The sequence below is a fragment of the Vreelandella janggokensis genome (assembly GCF_031451615.1).
In the GTDB taxonomy this organism is placed as follows: Bacteria; Pseudomonadota; Gammaproteobacteria; order Pseudomonadales; family Halomonadaceae; genus Vreelandella; species Vreelandella janggokensis.
In genome coordinates this window covers 1,449,882-1,464,856 of the sequence record NZ_JARWAJ010000001.1, presented here as the reverse complement: position 1 = coordinate 1,464,856, position 14,975 = coordinate 1,449,882, and the positions used below count along the sequence as shown (strand labels likewise).

13 protein-coding genes and 1 rRNA gene are annotated in these 14,975 nt (G+C 53.3%); 8 read left to right on the top strand and 6 right to left on the bottom strand.

Annotation, left to right across the window (positions count from 1 at the left end; translation table 11 throughout):
* Positions 1-89 (top strand): 5S ribosomal RNA (rrf, locus tag QC816_RS06710); the annotation flags it as partial.
* A gap of 263 nt (positions 90-352) precedes the next feature.
* On the opposite strand, the gene guaD is transcribed toward rrf, so the two are convergent.
* The 4 genes from guaD to xdhA are packed head-to-tail and all read right to left on the bottom strand — an operon-like array spanning position 353 to position 6,401.
* The gene (guaD, locus tag QC816_RS06705; RefSeq protein WP_309781414.1) at positions 353-1,669 is read right to left on the bottom strand and encodes a guanine deaminase; all 1,317 of its coding nucleotides are present in this window, start codon (positions 1,667-1,669) and stop codon (positions 353-355) included.
* A gap of 1 nt (position 1,670) precedes the next feature.
* Positions 1,671-2,543 (bottom strand): xanthine dehydrogenase accessory protein XdhC, encoded by an 873-nt coding sequence (gene xdhC / locus QC816_RS06700; protein ID WP_264827388.1) that lies wholly within the window; start codon positions 2,541-2,543, stop codon positions 1,671-1,673.
* The gene (xdhB, locus tag QC816_RS06695) at positions 2,540-4,963 is read right to left on the bottom strand and encodes a xanthine dehydrogenase molybdopterin binding subunit (RefSeq protein WP_309781413.1); all 2,424 of its coding nucleotides are present in this window, start codon (positions 4,961-4,963) and stop codon (positions 2,540-2,542) included. The genes xdhC and xdhB overlap by 4 nt, the downstream gene beginning before the upstream one ends.
* Positions 4,947-6,401, bottom strand: a complete 1,455-nt coding sequence (xdhA, locus tag QC816_RS06690; RefSeq protein ID WP_309781412.1) for a xanthine dehydrogenase small subunit — start codon at positions 6,399-6,401, stop codon at positions 4,947-4,949. The genes xdhB and xdhA overlap by 17 nt, the downstream gene beginning before the upstream one ends.
* A gap of 201 nt (positions 6,402-6,602) precedes the next feature.
* On the opposite strand from xdhA, the gene QC816_RS06685 reads away from it, so the two are divergent.
* Together QC816_RS06685 and hrpB are read left to right on the top strand one after the other, a co-directional pair.
* Complete coding sequence (locus tag QC816_RS06685) at positions 6,603-7,262, top strand: TetR family transcriptional regulator C-terminal domain-containing protein (RefSeq protein WP_264827391.1); 660 nt, start codon at positions 6,603-6,605, stop codon at positions 7,260-7,262.
* A 6-nt stretch (positions 7,263-7,268) separates the two neighbouring features.
* Complete coding sequence (gene hrpB, locus QC816_RS06680) at positions 7,269-9,707, top strand: ATP-dependent helicase HrpB (RefSeq protein WP_309781411.1); 2,439 nt, start codon at positions 7,269-7,271, stop codon at positions 9,705-9,707.
* Between the two features lie 76 nt (positions 9,708-9,783).
* Here the strand turns inward: hrpB and QC816_RS06675 are convergent, their stop codons facing one another.
* Positions 9,784-9,990: a hypothetical protein gene (locus QC816_RS06675; protein WP_309781410.1), complete on the bottom strand. Its 207-nt coding sequence runs from the start codon at positions 9,988-9,990 to the stop codon at positions 9,784-9,786.
* Between the two features lie 214 nt (positions 9,991-10,204).
* On the opposite strand from QC816_RS06675, the gene QC816_RS06670 reads away from it, so the two are divergent.
* The 5 genes from QC816_RS06670 (at position 10,205) to QC816_RS06650 (ending at position 14,802) form a co-directional block, all read left to right on the top strand.
* A complete protein-coding gene (locus QC816_RS06670) occupies positions 10,205-10,378 on the top strand; it encodes a DUF2970 domain-containing protein (protein ID WP_085920438.1) in 174 nt (57 codons plus the stop codon).
* A 191-nt stretch (positions 10,379-10,569) separates the two neighbouring features.
* Positions 10,570-11,640 carry a cytochrome c oxidase subunit II gene (gene coxB / locus QC816_RS06665; protein WP_233337419.1) on the top strand — a complete coding sequence of 357 codons (1,071 nt, stop codon included), beginning with the start codon at positions 10,570-10,572 and terminating at the stop codon, positions 11,638-11,640.
* A gap of 49 nt (positions 11,641-11,689) precedes the next feature.
* The gene (ctaD, locus tag QC816_RS06660; RefSeq protein ID WP_085920436.1) at positions 11,690-13,324 is read left to right on the top strand and encodes a cytochrome c oxidase subunit I; all 1,635 of its coding nucleotides are present in this window, start codon (positions 11,690-11,692) and stop codon (positions 13,322-13,324) included.
* A 31-nt stretch (positions 13,325-13,355) separates the two neighbouring features.
* Positions 13,356-13,940 (top strand): cytochrome c oxidase assembly protein, encoded by a 585-nt coding sequence (locus QC816_RS06655; RefSeq protein WP_309781409.1) that lies wholly within the window; start codon positions 13,356-13,358, stop codon positions 13,938-13,940.
* Between the two features lies 1 nt (position 13,941).
* The gene (locus tag QC816_RS06650) at positions 13,942-14,802 is read left to right on the top strand and encodes a cytochrome c oxidase subunit 3 (RefSeq protein ID WP_199285275.1); all 861 of its coding nucleotides are present in this window, start codon (positions 13,942-13,944) and stop codon (positions 14,800-14,802) included.
* 4 nt (positions 14,803-14,806) lie between these two features.
* On the opposite strand, the gene QC816_RS06645 is transcribed toward QC816_RS06650, so the two are convergent.
* Positions 14,807-14,959, bottom strand: coding sequence for a DUF2909 family protein (locus QC816_RS06645; RefSeq protein WP_422823731.1), 153 nt, complete (start codon positions 14,957-14,959; stop codon positions 14,807-14,809).
* Between the last annotated feature and the right edge of the window lie 16 nt (positions 14,960-14,975).

The window sequence follows — 14,975 nt, the reverse complement described above, 5'->3', positions numbered from 1 at the left end:
CCTGATCCCTTGCCGAACTCAGCAGTGAAACCGCTTCGCGCCGATGGTAGTGTGGGGTCTCCCCATGCGAGAGTAGGTCATCGTCAGGCACTTATTTAACGAAGCCCCGGCCATTTGGTCGGGGCTTTGTTTTTAGGGGTCTCCCCATGGACCCGTTTGTCGGGAACAAACGGGAACCGCTTTAGCGGGCCCGAAGGGCGAGTCTCAGGATGAGACGAGTAAAGTAGCGGAGAGCCGCCCTGGTCATCGTCAGGCACCTATACCGCAGAAACCCCCGAGCACATCGTGTTCGGGGGGGTGTGTGCGTGGAAGAAAAGCCGTCGTTAAGACGGCGGCTTTTTAAAAATGGTGATTAATTATCCCTGTGATGCTGGCAAATGCCACCCGCCCAGGTTTCATAGATGGCTCGGTCGTCGGCCAGCATCATCAAAGCGAACAAGCGTTCTCCCAGCGTTTTACAGTGATTGATGCGACGCTTAAGCAGCGACGTTGCCTGGGTGTCGATCACTACAAAGTCAGCCTCAAGCGTGGGCGCCAATTGGCCGATATGGCTATCCAGCGAGAGTGCCTTTGCATTTCCTTTGGTCAAACCATAAAACCCCTGCCAGGCGGTAAGGGGCTGTCCGCGTAGCTGACCAACTTGATAGGCGCTTTTGAGTGTGTCAAATCCGGAAAGGTCAGTGCCTGCACCGATATCGCTGGCGTAGGTAAATGCCATGCCGGTTTCATTAGCGGCCTCCCGGTCAAATAGTCCGCTGCCAAGGAAGAGGTTAGAGCTAGGGCAAAAAGCAATATTTGCACCGCGTTCCGCCAACCGCTTACGCATACCGTTATCAAGATGAATACCGTGTGCAAAGGTGCTGCGAGGGCCGACAAGCCCCGCTTCTTCATACACCGACAGGTAGTCACGGCTGCCGGGAAAAAGCTCTGCCACCCAGTCCAGCTCCCCGCTGTTTTCCGCTAGATGAGTCTGTAACCAGAGGCTCGGGTCGTTACGTAGAAGGGCGCCTGCCGCATCCATTTGCGTTTTGGTCGATGTTGGCGCAAAGCGTGGGGTAACGCTATACCCCAACCGCTGCTTGCCGTGCCAGTCTTCAATCAGTCGCTCGCTGGCGGCAATACCCGTCGTGCCGTCCATAAGCGCCTCTGGCGCGTTACGATCCATCAATACCTTGCCGGCCAGCATGCGTAGTCGACGTTTTTGACAGGCAGTAAAGAAAGCATCCACGGACCCTTGATGGCTTGAGCCAAATACCTGCGACGTCGTGGTGCCTGCACGCAGCATTTCATCCAGAAAGGCATTTGATAATGCCTCTGCGTGCTCATGATTGGCAAAGCGACATTCCTCAGGGAAGGTATAGTCATTGAGCCAATCCAGCAGTTGCCGACCATAAGACGCCATTATATCCAACTGGACATAGTGAACATGGGTATCGATAAACCCCGGCATGATTAGCTTATCGCGATAGTCCAATACATCACTGTTTTCTGGTAGTGACGGCAATAATTCATTGAACTGGTCGACGGCATGAATATGCTGACCTTTCAACCAGAGCAATCCGTCGCCGTAATGCTCTAAACTGCCCGGCTTGGGCGTATCGCCAATGCCAGGGTCGCGGGCAAAACTAATCAATTCGGCACGAATCAACGTATCGGTAGTGGAATTCATATTAACTCTGGGTCGTTTTCGTATCGCCAACTAAAGCACGTACAGCGTTAGGCTCAAGGCCACGTGTTTCTGGTGAGGTGGGTTTGTCGGTTAGCCACAGCAATTCGGTGACCACCGTCATCGCAATGGCATAGGGGGTCTTATTATTGAGTTTGGTGGCGTGGATGCGTCCGATGGGGCTTCGCACACGCTCTATTTTCCCGGCGTCATGGCCTTCTCGCTGGAGACGTCCCTGAAAGCTTGACCATTTACTGTCGCTGCCAATTAGCCCGATGGATGCCACATCATCTCGTTCAATGAGGGCTGTAATGAGGGCGTAATCCTGATCGTGGCTATGGGTTAGTACGAGTGCATGCGTTCGCGGCGGTAATTCTGCGACCGTCCGATGGACATCGCCAAGTGTATGACAGCTAAGGCGTGATTGCTGTGACGTCTGCTCACTAAATATATCGCTTCGGCTATCGTACCAGTGCAGTTGCCAAGGCAACGGTGCGCTTAAGTTAACGATTTCGCGACCGACATGGCCCGCACCAAAGATGGCGACATGGGCTTCTGAACCTGGAAAGACTTCCAGCAGAATGTTGACGAAGCCGCCGCAGCACTGGCCGCTGCGGCCCCCCAGCGAGAAGGCTTCAAGGTGAAGGCCATAACGCTGATGGTATAAATAATCCCGCGCCGCGCTGATCGTCTGCCACTCGAAAGTACCGCCACCTAGCGTATCGAAGATAGCCTCTTCAGTAATCACCATTCGCGCACCAGGCTCGCGGGGTGTCGAGCCTGCGCTTGTCACCTGAGTTGCTAGTGCATGGGGGATGCCGTCGCGCTGTAAGCGATGCAGCGCCGCATGCCAGCTTTCTGGAGTGGGTAGGGTCATAGTGCTTTCTGCCTGATGGCATTTGCTGCCAACATGACCCGTTCAGGTGTTGCCGGGGTATCAAGATGGGGAGATGCCTGATAGCCCGTCAGGCTTGAAAGGGCATCTCGTAATGCCGACCACACGCAAATCCCCAGCATGAAGGGCGGCTCGCCAACGGCTTTGGAGCGATAAAGGCTCGCCATGGAGTTGGGGTGGCCTTCCAGAAGTTCGACATTGAAAATCGGTGGCAGGTCGCCGAACGTGGGGATCTTATAAGTTGCCGGCCCGTCGGTGATCAGCATGCCTTTATCATTCCATTTGAGCTCTTCGCTGGTCAGCCACCCCATGCCCTGTATAAAGCCGCCTTCCACCTGGCCCATGTCAATGGCAGGATTGAGTGAATCGCCCACATCGTGGAGTATATCCACGCGCTCCACCTGATATTCACCCGTCAGTGTATCTACGCTGACTTCGCCTACTGCTGCGCCGAAGGCATAGTAATAGAAAGGGCGACCCTGGCCGTCGGCGCGGTTGTAATAAATCAGCGGCGTTGCATAAAAGCCTTTTTCCGACAGTGAAATACGGTTTAGGTAGGCGGTCTGGACGAGCTCACCCCAGGCGATACGGCGCTCACTTTCGCCAATGCCGGCAATCAGCATACCGTCTTCCAGACGCATGCCTTCACGATCCAGGCCTTCTGAATAGTGCTCGGCGGCAAAATCGAATAGTCGCTCCCTCAGCTTGCTGGCGGCGTCCCGCGCCGCCATGCCGTTCAGGTCGGCACCGCTGGAGGCGGCGGTGGGCGATGTATTGGGTACCTTGTCTGTGCGGGTTGCACTGATGCGGACGCTGTCCAGATCCAGCCCCAGTTCTCGAGCGACTACCTGACAGATTTTGGTATGTAGGCCCTGACCCATTTCCGTGCCGCCGTGGTTGATCATGATACTGCCATCGGTATACACATGAAGCAGCGCGCCGGCCTGATTCAGGTGCTGAGCAGTAAATGAGATGCCAAATTTGACCGGGGTAAGAGCGAGGCCCTTTTTAATAATTGGGCTTGCCGCATTGAACGATGTAATGGCCTTACGACGCGACCAATAGTCACTGCTGTGTTCCAGCGTGTCCACCAGGGTGTGAAGCAATTGGATCTGATCGACCTGCTGGCCATAGTGGGTAATATCGCGACCCTGGCGATAGAAATTGCGCTTCCGGATGGTCAGTGGATCCTCGCCGATCCGGCGGGCGATGTCATCCATGGCGGCCTCAATGATCATCATTCCTTGAGGCCCTCCAAAGCCTCGAAAAGCAGTGTTTGAGGCCGTATGGGTCTTGGCGCGATGCCCTGTCACGCGCGCATTGCCCAACGAGTAAGCGTTATCGGCATGAAACATGGCACGATCGACGATGGCGTCTGAAAGGTCGGGCGAGTAGCCGCAGTCGCCGATCACGGTGATCTCGCCGCCTTCGATGACTCCCTGATGATCGATCGCCAACTGATAGCGGTTATGGAAAGGATGCCGCTTACCCGTGGCGCGGGTATCCTCGCTGCGTGGCAACCGTAGGCGAATGGCCTTGCCCGTTCGGCGCGCAAAAAGCGCTGCCATACAGGCCCAGGGAGAGGCCTGGGTTTCTTTGCCGCCAAAGCCACCGCCCATGCGGCGAACTTCAACGGTTACCGCGTGAAAAGGAATGCCGAGCACTTCGGCAACGAGCTTTTGGGTTTCGCTTGGGTGCTGGTTGGAGGTATGGACGATGACGCCTTCATCTTCGCTGGGCAATACAATGCATGCCTGTCCTTCCAGGTAAAAATGCTCCTGGCCGCCAATAAAAAGCTCGCCTTCGATGTGCTGCGATGCTTGTTCCAGGGTTGCCTGCCAATCACCACGCTCTTGAACGTGGGTGGGGCGAACGAACTCTTCACGCTCGGTCGCCGCGACAGGATCAAGGCTGGCGGGTTGTTCGTCGATATCCAGCTTGGCAAGTTTCACGGCCCGGCGCGCGGCCAGTAAGGTTGTTGCAGCCACGGCAAAGAGGCATTGGCCTGCATAGCTGATTTCCCGGTCCACAAAGATAGGATCACCCGGGAATACCGGGCCAATGTCAGTGTGCCCCGGTACGTCATCAAACGTTATAACATCGATAACCCCAGGTGCCTGCCTGACCCCCTCAAGGTTGAGCTTGGTTAATGTGCCATGGGCGACAGGCGATAAGCCAAGTGCAACGTGCAGGGCATCAGCCGGCGTTTTGATATCGTCAATATAAGCTGCCTTACCCGTGACGTGTTTATGAGCGCTTTCGTGAAAGCTTGCACTGCCCGCCTGGCGTTGACTCTGGTTATCGACCGTATGGCGAGCAAGTGGGCTGGAGCCTTGAATATGGTCATGCAATTCACGGCGTGCACGGTGGCTGTCGACATCGAGTTTAGTGAGCGTACGCATGGAGCATCACCTCCTGATTGGGCGCGCAAAGCGTCAGGTACAGGCGCTCTAGCAGGTTGCGAGCGGCTTGTTGGCGATAAAGCTGGCTACCCCGCACATCGCTCATGGGATGAAATTCGTCGTCAAGCGCCTGCTGTGCGGCTTGGAAGCTGGCTTTCGACAGTGGCTGGCCTTCCAGTGCTTTCTCGGTCGCAAGGGCTCGTTTAGGGGTTGCGGCCATGCCGCCGAACGCGATGCGCACGTCGTGCATGACACCTGCCTCCAGGCGGTAGCAGAAAGCGCCCAACACCGCTGATATATCATCCTCCCGCCGCTTGGAGAGCTTCCAGACACGCAGCATGCTGTTATCAGCCAGTTTGGGAACAAATACCCGGCTAACAATTTCATCTGCTGCCAGCGCGGTTTTTTTATAGTCGATAAAAAAAGTACTCAAAGGAATTTGCCGAGAGCCGTCAGCGTTTGCCAGTTCTACCCAGGCATCGAGTGCCAGCAAAACGGGGGGGGTATCGCCAATGGGAGACGCATTGGCGATATTGCCGCCGATGGTGCCTGTATTGCGTATTTGTTGGGAGCCGAGACGGTGTAGCAAATGGGCAAAGGCCGGGAAGTGGGTGTCCAACAGCGGCTCAAGCTGGGTATAGGTGACGCCAGCGCCTACCCACCAGCCTGATTGTTCCTGAAAAGTGGCTTCCTCAATCCGGCGGAGCTCGTTAACCCGGGAAACATCAATCAGTTGATCCAGTTCGACAAGGCGCTGAGTGTTTTCCAGCCATAAATCCGTTGCACCGGCGACGAGGCGCGCATTGGGGTAACGACGGCGCACTCTGGTCAGTTCATCCAGGGTGGTTGGCTGGGCAAACAGCGATGCGTTGTCTTCTACCCGCTCAGAATCGGGCGCTGATGCAACTGGCGGTGAGGCGTCAAACCATTGGGGGGCCTGCCAGGAAAATGATTGCATGCTCAAGGCCGCATCGCGGATAGGGCGATAGCCGGTGCAGCGGCATAAATTGCCTCCTAAAACGGCTTCCAGGCGTTCCGGAGTCAAGGGGGCAGGGCGATGTTGCTGAGTGGTATGCAGCGTAAACAGCGACATGACGATACCCGGCGTACAAAAACCGCACTGACTGCCGTGACATTCAACCATGGCCTGTTGCGCAGGGTGCAACTGACTGCCTTGCGCCAAACCTTCGATAGTGACCAAGTGGCGACTGCTAAGCTGATGTGCTGGCGTGATGCAGGCATTGATGCTTTGAAAGCACGCTTGAGCATCACTCGGGTTGCGAATGGCAACCGTACAGGCGCCACAATCGCCGGAGGCGCAACCTTCTTTGGTGCCCGTCATCCCCAAATGGTCGCGTAATAGCGTTAAAATGCTTGTGTCCGGTGGCACATCGCATTGCTTGGGGATGCCATTGAGCAAAAACTCAATCGTCGCCATACCAAACTCCATCTTCATTGTTTTGACCGATCGGTCAATATCATTTGAGCTTGAGACAAAATCGGCGGTTATGCAAGGCTTCGAGTGTTGCACCGGTAAGGTGCAAATAACCGTATTACGCGGGGTTTTGGAGCATGTAATGTGAAGCGCCGTTATCTGCCCCCACTCATCTACCCAGCACCTGATAAAGGAACTCAGTGAATGACGGCTGAAACAGCAGACCAGGATAACGTCGGTAGGGATCACATCGAACGCTGCATTTTGCGCGCGGCTGAACAGGTGTTTTCGCAGTATGGCTACCGGGGAGCAAGCCTCCAGGCGATTGCCGATAAAGCCGGTCTGCCCAAAGCGAATATCCTGTATTACATGGGCAGCAAGCAGGCGCTCTATGTGCGGTTGCTCAATCGCATGATGAGCCGGTGGAATGCAGTGCTTGAGGACATCACACCGGAAAGCGACCCAGGACGCGTTCTCAGCGAATTTATTCGCACCAAGGTAGTGCTTGGTCAGCGTTATCCCGAAGGCTCAAAGCTGTTTGCCGCTGAAATTTTAGCGGGTGCTCCTTTTCTGAATAAATACCTGTCCGGTGAACTCCGTGATTGGGTCGCTTCCCGGGCGGCCGTTATTCGTCAGTGGTCGAATCAAGGCAAGATGGACGATCTGGACCCACATTTGCTGATTTTTCTCATTTGGTCCGCTACTCAGCATTACGCTGAATATAGTGCCCAGGTCACCGGTATTCTAGGTAAAGAGGCACTTGATGAAGCAGACCTGGAGTCGATTTGCCAATTCCTTGAGCAGGTGATCCTGAAAGGCTGTGGTGTGCCGCGTCCCGATGCATCGCCCGCAACGCCGCGGTGATTGGTTATGACCACGCTACCTATTGAGCCGCATTTAACCTCCCTGCAAGAAGCCCTGGACGACCATAATCGACTTATTTTGGTGGCCCAGCCTGGGGCGGGCAAGACGACGCGAGTGCCCATGACGCTTTTGAATAGCCATTGGGCGCAAGGCAAAACGCTATTACTGCTGGAACCACGACGAGTTGCAGCTCGGCTAGCGGCAAATTTCATGGCTCAGCAGCTTGATGAGCCTATAGGTCATACGGTGGGCTATCGAATGCGGGGCGATAGTCAGGTAAGTCGATATACCCGCCTGGAAGTCGTCACCCAAGGGGTGCTGACCCGTATGCTGCAGGATGATCCGCTGCTTGAGGGGGTTGGCGGCATCATCTTTGATGAGTTCCATGAACGCAGCATTGACGCAGACCTGGGGTTGGCTCTGGCGTTAGATGTACAGCAAAGCATTCGCGACGATTTACGCCTCATTGTGATGTCCGCCACTATCGATGTGGCGGCTTTACGGAAAGTGCTTGGGCAACAGACGCCGGTGATTGAAAGTACGGGGCGCCAGTACCCGGTTGAAACGATCTATCGGCCGGTGCAGCGTGATACAGCTTTGGAGACACGCGTCTGCGAGGCAGTTGGTGACGCCCTCAAGCGATCGGGTACGCGCGATATTCTGGTTATTCTGCCGGGCGTAGCCGAGATAAACCGGCTGGTGAAGAAGCTGTCAGAGAGTTGGCTTGATATCGAAGTGCGCACGTTGCATGGTCGCATGTCAGTAGAAGCGCAGCAGGCTGCCCTCCAGCAAAATGCTTCACGTCCTCGGGTCATCGTATCGACGGCTATCGCGGAGTCGAGCGTGACAGTGGATGGCGTTAATGTGGTGATCGACGCTGGTTTAGAGCGTGTTCCGCTGTTCCAGCCTCGTTTGGGACTCACGCAACTGACCACCCGGTGGGTTAATAGCGCCAGCGCCGATCAGCGGCGCGGTCGCGCGGGTCGACAATGTCCAGGGCTATGTTTCCGCTTATGGTCTAAAGAACAACCGCTCGTCCCCTTTGGTGAACCTGAAATACAACAAGCTGATCTCTCGAAACTGGTGCTTGAACTGGCGTCCTGGGGCGTACAGTCTCCCGACGATCTGACGTGGGTGACCCCCCCGCCTAGCGGCGCCTGGCAGAGTGGCAAAGCACTGCTGAAAAAGCTTGGCATCATTGATCGAACCGGCATGTTGACCTCGGTGGGTGAACAGTGTGCACGTTGGCCGGTGGCCCCAAGGCTTGCCGCAATGTTGGTGAAATCAGCCGACATCAACGCGACGGCGTTGGCCTGTGGGCTAGCCGCGCTCCTTGAAAGCAGGGAGCGTATCAACGGCTCGCTTCGCAATGCGCTGGATCTGCGTTTTTCTCAACCTGCACGGTACCCTCAGTGGCAGCGTGAGGCCAAGTGGCTGGCACAGAGTGCACACGTCGATTTCCCAGGCAAGGTTGACGACGCATTGTTAGGTGCACTTGTGGCGCTGGCGTATCCAGAGCGTATTGGTCAGTGCATCAGCCCAGGTCGATTCAAACTCGCCAATGGTAAAACGGCGACCTTACCGAACAGCCATCCGCTTGCCAGTGAGCCTTACCTGGTTGCTGTCAACGTTGAAGGGGCGGCCAGCGAGGCGACGATATACGTGGCGGAGTCGCTTCCGCTAGATACCCTTAACAGTCTTTATCCGGCCACCCGGCAGTGGGTCAATCGCGTCAGCTGGTCGGACGCCCAAGGCAGACTGATTGGAGAAAGGGTGCAGTGTCATGGTGAGCTGGTGTTAGCCGCTTCTCCGCTCGGCAAGTTGTCCGAGGAAGACGTCACAGCGGCGCTGTTGAGCGCTTTGGAGCAGCGTCCTGAAATGATCTTTAATTCATGTGTTCAGCAGCTACAGGGACGTATGGCGATGCTGCACGAGTCTTTTGACCGTCACTGGCCAGATTGGTCGGACAGTTCATTGATAAAAACACTTGAAGTCTGGCTCGCTCCCTACATGATCGGGGCGACCCGCATGAGCCAGGTGGAAAAAATGCCTTTCGAGACATACTTGCTGGCGTCACTGAGTTGGGATCAGCAGACTCAGCTTGAGCGCTTGGCGCCCACTTCGTTAACCGTGCCAAGCGGTCGCGATATATCGCTTGACTACACCCCGTGTCTGGAAAGTAGGCCACCGGTGCTCGCGATCAAGCTTCAAGAGGCGTTTGGCTGGCAGGAGACACCAAGGGTTGTCGATGGTCGCGTCGCCGTCATGGTTCATCTGCTATCACCGGCGGGGCGACCCCTTCAGGTTACTCAGGATCTGCACAGCTTCTGGGTGAACGGCTACCCTGAGGTACGAAAAGAAATGCGAGGGCGCTATCCAAAGCATCCCTGGCCCGAAGATCCTCTTGCCGCACCAGCTACCGCAAAAACGCATAAGCGCAGATAAACGAAACACCCATATCATGTATAACGGGTTTTAGGGCCGTTTGACGTTGCGTTTAATAGCGCATTGATGACCGCTTTTATTCAGGGATCTCACCAGGCTTGCGGTAGCGCACTCCTTGAGCGCGACGTTCCTCTTCCGTGAGCCTCTCATCCTCAGTTGGTACGCCAAATACTGTCTCCTTGGACCCGTCTTCCCAAGTGTAAGTGGTACAGCCGGACAACAACGTGACCAGCAGGCACGATGCCATGGCCAGGGTGATTATTTTCAACATTTTCATGCGCATCAGTTATCTCCGCAGGGCACGTTAAGATCAATATTATCAATCAACTATAGAAGTCGATAGCGGAATCGTAAATTAGCAAATAAACAATGTTCCAAGAGCGTTGAATGACTTCCAGGGTAACATGTCGCGTGTGAGCTATCGTTTAAAATAGCGTATTACAGCAGAACAGAAAGCCGTCGATAGCCACATCGCGGCAAGCGGCAACGAGGTGAGTATGTGGTCGGTAATCAAATCGGTGCTCGCAGCACTCATCGGCGTTCAAAATGACCGTCAACGGCGTGAAGACTTCAGTTCTAAACATCCAGCTGCGTTTATTATTACATTTATTATCATTACGTTAGCGTTTGTCGTGGCGCTTTGGGCTCTTGCTACTGTCGTTGCGGGATAAGCAGACCAGCTTTATTTTTTACAAATCACGTGAACATTGGCGGGTGTTTTCTATACTGCAGTTGACAACGTTATATCGGCATTCGTCTGTTGCCTACATCCATGCAGGTTGCTGGTTTCAGCCACAACAAAAAAAACAAGGGGGCTTCAATGCGCTTATGGTGGCGACCATCAGTGTTCAGTGCAGGCGTGATGAGTAGCAGTGTCTGCTTTGCTCAATCGTGGAACATGCCGCTCGGGGTGACCAATGTAAGCCGCGATATCTTTGGTCTACACATGACCATTTTCTGGATATGTGTCGCCATTGGTGTGGTGGTTTTTGGCGCTATGTTCTTCTCGCTTTTTCGCTATCGTCATTCACAAGGCGCCAAAGCCGCTCACTTTCATGAGAACACCAAGGTAGAGATTCTCTGGACGGTAATTCCTGTACTGATTCTTGTCGGCATGGCCGTACCGGCGACGGCCACGTTAAAGAATATGTACGATGCTTCAGATGCTGAACTGGACGTTATGGTAACGGGCCAGCAATGGCGCTGGCGCTATGAATATCTGGGGGAAGATGTCGCGTTCACCTCCAACCTCAGTACGCCCCGCAGCCAGGTAAGTGGCGAGGAAGTTCGAGGAGAGAACTATCTCCTGGAGGTTGATGAGCCACTAGTCCTGCCTATCAACCGTAAAATCCGTTTTTTAATGACGTCAGATGACGTTATACATTCCTGGTGGGTGCCTGATCTCGCCGTCAAGCAAGATACGATTCCTGGGTTTATTAACGAAAACTGGGTCAGGATTAACGAGCCTGGAATTTATCGTGGGCAGTGTGCTGAGCTTTGCGGCATTGACCACGGCTTCATGCCGGTAGTGGTTCAGGCCATGGAAGAAGAGGCCTTTGATGACTGGCTGACAGAACGCAAAAAAGCGGCTGAGCAAGAAGCGCAGGGGGTCGGGCGTGAATGGGCAATGGAAGAATTAATGGACAGAGGAGAGGCTGTCTATGAATCCATTTGTGCATCATGTCACCAACCAGATGGACAGGGTTCTCCCCCCGCATTTCCAGCGCTCGCGGGAAATCAGCAACTGATTGATGATCTCGACTGGCACTTGGACAAAGTCATCAATGGCGTTTCGGGGGCCGCAATGCCTGCGTTCCGAAATACGCTTAATCCGGTCGAGATTGCCGCGGTCGTTACCTATACGCAAAACGCCTGGGGCAACGATACCCAAAAGCAGGTACAGCCCGCGCGCGTTGCAGAACAAACAGAATGATCGATAGGTACTGCAGGTTACAGCGAAAAGAATAAATTTGGAGACAGATATGGCACCCAGAATACCTTTGCAGTCTACGCTACAGCACAGCGATGCGGTTGCGACAGCGGGTGGTGTTGCCGATCATCCGGCGCATCCGACTGGATGGCGTCGTTGGGTCTTGACGACCAACCATAAAGAAATAGGCACGCTTTATTTGATTTTTTCCTTATCCATGTTTTTTGTTGGAGGCATCTTTGCGCTTGTTGTGCGTGCAGAGTTATTTCAACCCGGATTACAGTTGGTCCAACCAGAGTTCTTTAACCAGATGACCACCATGCACGGCCTGATAATGGTGTTTGCAGCTGTCATGCCGGCTTTTACTGGGCTTGCCAACTGGATGATACCGTTACAGATTGGCGCGCCCGATATGGCGCTGCCGCGCTTGAACAACTTTAGCTTCTGGTTGCTGCCTGTCGCGTTCACGCTGTTGCTTTCCACGTTGCTGATGCCGGGTGGTGGGCCTAACTTTGGCTGGACGTTCTATGCACCACTATCGACTACCTATGCGCCAGCATCGACGACCTTCTTTATTCTTGCACTGCATATTGCAGGTATTAGCTCCATTTTGGGGGCGATCAATATTATCGCTACCATTTTAAATATGCGCGCTCCGGGCATGCGGTTGATGGATATGCCGCTGTTTGTATGGACTTGGTTAATCACCGCTTTTTTGCTGATTGCCGTCATGCCGGTTCTGGCTGGCGTCATTACAATGATGCTCATGGATATCAACTTTGGCACCAGCTTCTTTGATGCAGGGGGCGGCGGGGACCCCGTGCTTTTTCAGCACCTTTTTTGGTTTTTTGGTCATCCTGAAGTTTACATCATGATCTTGCCAGCTTTCGGAATCGTATCTGCAATTATCCCGACTTTTGCTCGAAAACCTCTATTTGGCTATGCCTCGATGGTTTATGCCACGGCGGCTATTGCTCTATTGTCTTTCCTGGTATGGGCGCATCATATGTTTGTGGTGGGCCTGCCATTAGTCGCTGAATTGTTTTTCATGTATTCGACGATGCTGATTGCCGTGCCTACCGGCGTTAAAGTCTTCAATTGGGTGACGACGCTTTTTCGCGGTTCGATTAGCTTTGAGTCTCCCATGCTGTTTGCGCTTGCCTTTGTGGTGCTGTTTACCATCGGTGGCTTTTCAGGCCTGATGCTTGCTATTGCGCCAGCGGATTTTCAATATCATGACACTTACTTTGTCGTCGCCCATTTTCATTATGTGCTGGTGCCAGGCGCCATTTTTGCCATCATGGCGGGTGTTTATTACTGGTTGCCCAAGTGGACAGGGCACTATCCAAACGAAACGCTAGCAAAATGGCATTTCTGGTTTTCCGTTATTGGGGTCAACTTAACATTCTTCCCGATGCATTTTGCTGGTTTAGCCGGTATGCCAAGACGAATACCTGATTATGCACTTCAGTTTGCCGATTTTAATCTAGTCTCCAGCATAGGTGCCTTCTTTTTTGGTACGTCGCAATTGCTTTTCGTTCTGGTGATTATTTTATGTGTGAAAGGCGGTAAACCAGCCCCCGCTAAGGCTTGGGAAGGTGCCGTAGATTTAGAGTGGACGGTGCCCAGTCCTGCTCCCCTACATACATTCGAGACACCCCCAGTATTTCGACAAATAGAAAAATAGGTCATCCATACTCAATCACCTGGAGTGAAATATGCGTTCACACCAAGCGGAAGGCGTAAAGAAAACAGTCACCAAGACGATTTTCGCCTTGATTGGTATGTTTGCATTTGCGTTTGCATTAGTGCCTCTTTACGACGTTTTTTGTGAAGTAACAGGTATTAATGGAAAGGTGAGCACCTCCGCGCAACAGGTCTTGGGTAATGATGTTGACCGCGATCGCTATGTGACGGTTCAGTTCATTACCCGGACAAGCGCCGGGCTTCCGTGGCAACTTGGTGTGGAAACCCGCCAAGTCCAGGTACATCCCGGTCAAATGACGGAGGTTGACTTTACGTTCTCCAACCGTAGCCAGTCGACCAGTTGGGGCCGGGCAGTTCCCAGCGTTAGCCCATCTGTTGCTAGCGCCCATGTGCGGAAGGTGAGCTGCTTTTGTTTTCAGGAACAGCGGCTTGATGCCAACGAGAATCTTACCATCCCGCTTGTTTTTCAACTGGATAACACGCTGCCAGAGGATATAGCGACCGTTACATTGGTATATACGCTATACCCTCTCGACGAAAGTGATGACCGCCCAGCAGTGGCGCAATATGTGAATAATAAAAACGGGGAGAGTTAAAATGAGTGGCGGAAGTTATTATGTCCCTGCAAAAAGCTATTGGCCGATCCTGGGATCTTTGGCTACCGGTTTTATGATGGTGGGTTTGGGCTCGCAGCTTGTTTACGGCAGTACAAGCTTACTTATTGCGATAGGTGTTATCTCCGTTATCGCGGTCATGGCATTCTGGTTTCGTGATGTGATCAATGAGTCCCACCTGGGCCTATATGATAGCCAGATGGATCGCTCTTTCCGCTGGGGAATGGGCTGGTTTATTTTTTCAGAAGTGATGTTTTTTGCCGCGTTTTTTGGTGCACTGTTTTACGTTCGTATGTTTGCGATACCCTGGTTGGGAGGTGAAGGTGCTAAAGGTGTTTCCGCACTTTTATGGCCGAACTTTATTGCCGAATGGCCTTTGTTGAGTCCCCCGGATAGTTCAGTCTCAGGGCCTGATAATGTCTTTAGCCCTTGGCAGCTGCCCTTGGTGAATACATTGCTGTTGGTCACCTCAAGTATCACATTGACAATTTCCCATGAAGCACTCAAGGCTGAAAAGCGTGGTGTATGCAGGAACTGGCTGGCTGGAACGGTAATACTTGGTTGCTGTTTTATTTTTATTCAAGGTGTCGAGTATTATGAAGCTTACCAGCATTATGGTATTACGCTGGAAGCCGGTATTTTTGGGTCTACGTTCTTTATTTTAACGGGTTTTCATGGCGTTCACGTCATCATAGGCACCCTCATTCTTATGGTAATGCTGGCGCGTATCATACGCGGACATTTTTCGGATACTGAGCACTTTGGTTTTGAGGCATCCTGCTGGTACTGGCACTTTGTCGATGTTGTATGGTTAGGATTGTTCATCTTCGTTTACGTCGTGTGAGCACTCAGGTGAGTTGGCCGCTCCCGAATCCATAGACGATTAGCAATAAGAGCAGAGCAGCAAAGCCTATCCGCCATTTCAGAGATGTAAGTAGTCGCTTGGACGAAGAGCCATCACGTAACAGGTAACCAGCGCCTATCGCCAAGCTAATCAACATAGCGAAAAAAACAATG

Bases quoted from the DNA above. Each gene is read 5' to 3' on its own strand.
- hrpB (WP_309781411.1), top strand. From the start codon at position 7,269: ATGACCACGCTACCTATTGAGCCGCATTTAACCTCCCTGCAAGAAGCC.
- QC816_RS06655 (WP_309781409.1), top strand. From the start codon at position 13,356: ATGCGTTCACACCAAGCGGAAGGCGTAAAGAAAACAGTCACCAAGACG.
- QC816_RS06675 (WP_309781410.1), bottom strand. From the start codon at position 9,990: ATGCGCATGAAAATGTTGAAAATAATCACCCTGGCCATGGCATCGTGC.
- xdhA (WP_309781412.1), bottom strand. From the start codon at position 6,401: ATGGCGACGATTGAGTTTTTGCTCAATGGCATCCCCAAGCAATGCGAT.
- coxB (WP_233337419.1), top strand. From the start codon at position 10,570: ATGAGTAGCAGTGTCTGCTTTGCTCAATCGTGGAACATGCCGCTCGGG.
- xdhC (WP_264827388.1), bottom strand. From the start codon at position 2,543: ATGACCCTACCCACTCCAGAAAGCTGGCATGCGGCGCTGCATCGCTTA.
- QC816_RS06645 (WP_422823731.1), bottom strand. From the start codon at position 14,959: ATGTTGATTAGCTTGGCGATAGGCGCTGGTTACCTGTTACGTGATGGC.
- xdhB (WP_309781413.1), bottom strand. From the start codon at position 4,963: ATGCGTACGCTCACTAAACTCGATGTCGACAGCCACCGTGCACGCCGT.
- guaD (WP_309781414.1), bottom strand. From the start codon at position 1,669: ATGAATTCCACTACCGATACGTTGATTCGTGCCGAATTGATTAGTTTT.
- ctaD (WP_085920436.1), top strand. From the start codon at position 11,690: ATGGCACCCAGAATACCTTTGCAGTCTACGCTACAGCACAGCGATGCG.
- QC816_RS06685 (WP_264827391.1), top strand. From the start codon at position 6,603: ATGACGGCTGAAACAGCAGACCAGGATAACGTCGGTAGGGATCACATC.
- QC816_RS06650 (WP_199285275.1), top strand. From the start codon at position 13,942: ATGAGTGGCGGAAGTTATTATGTCCCTGCAAAAAGCTATTGGCCGATC.
- QC816_RS06670 (WP_085920438.1), top strand. From the start codon at position 10,205: ATGTGGTCGGTAATCAAATCGGTGCTCGCAGCACTCATCGGCGTTCAA.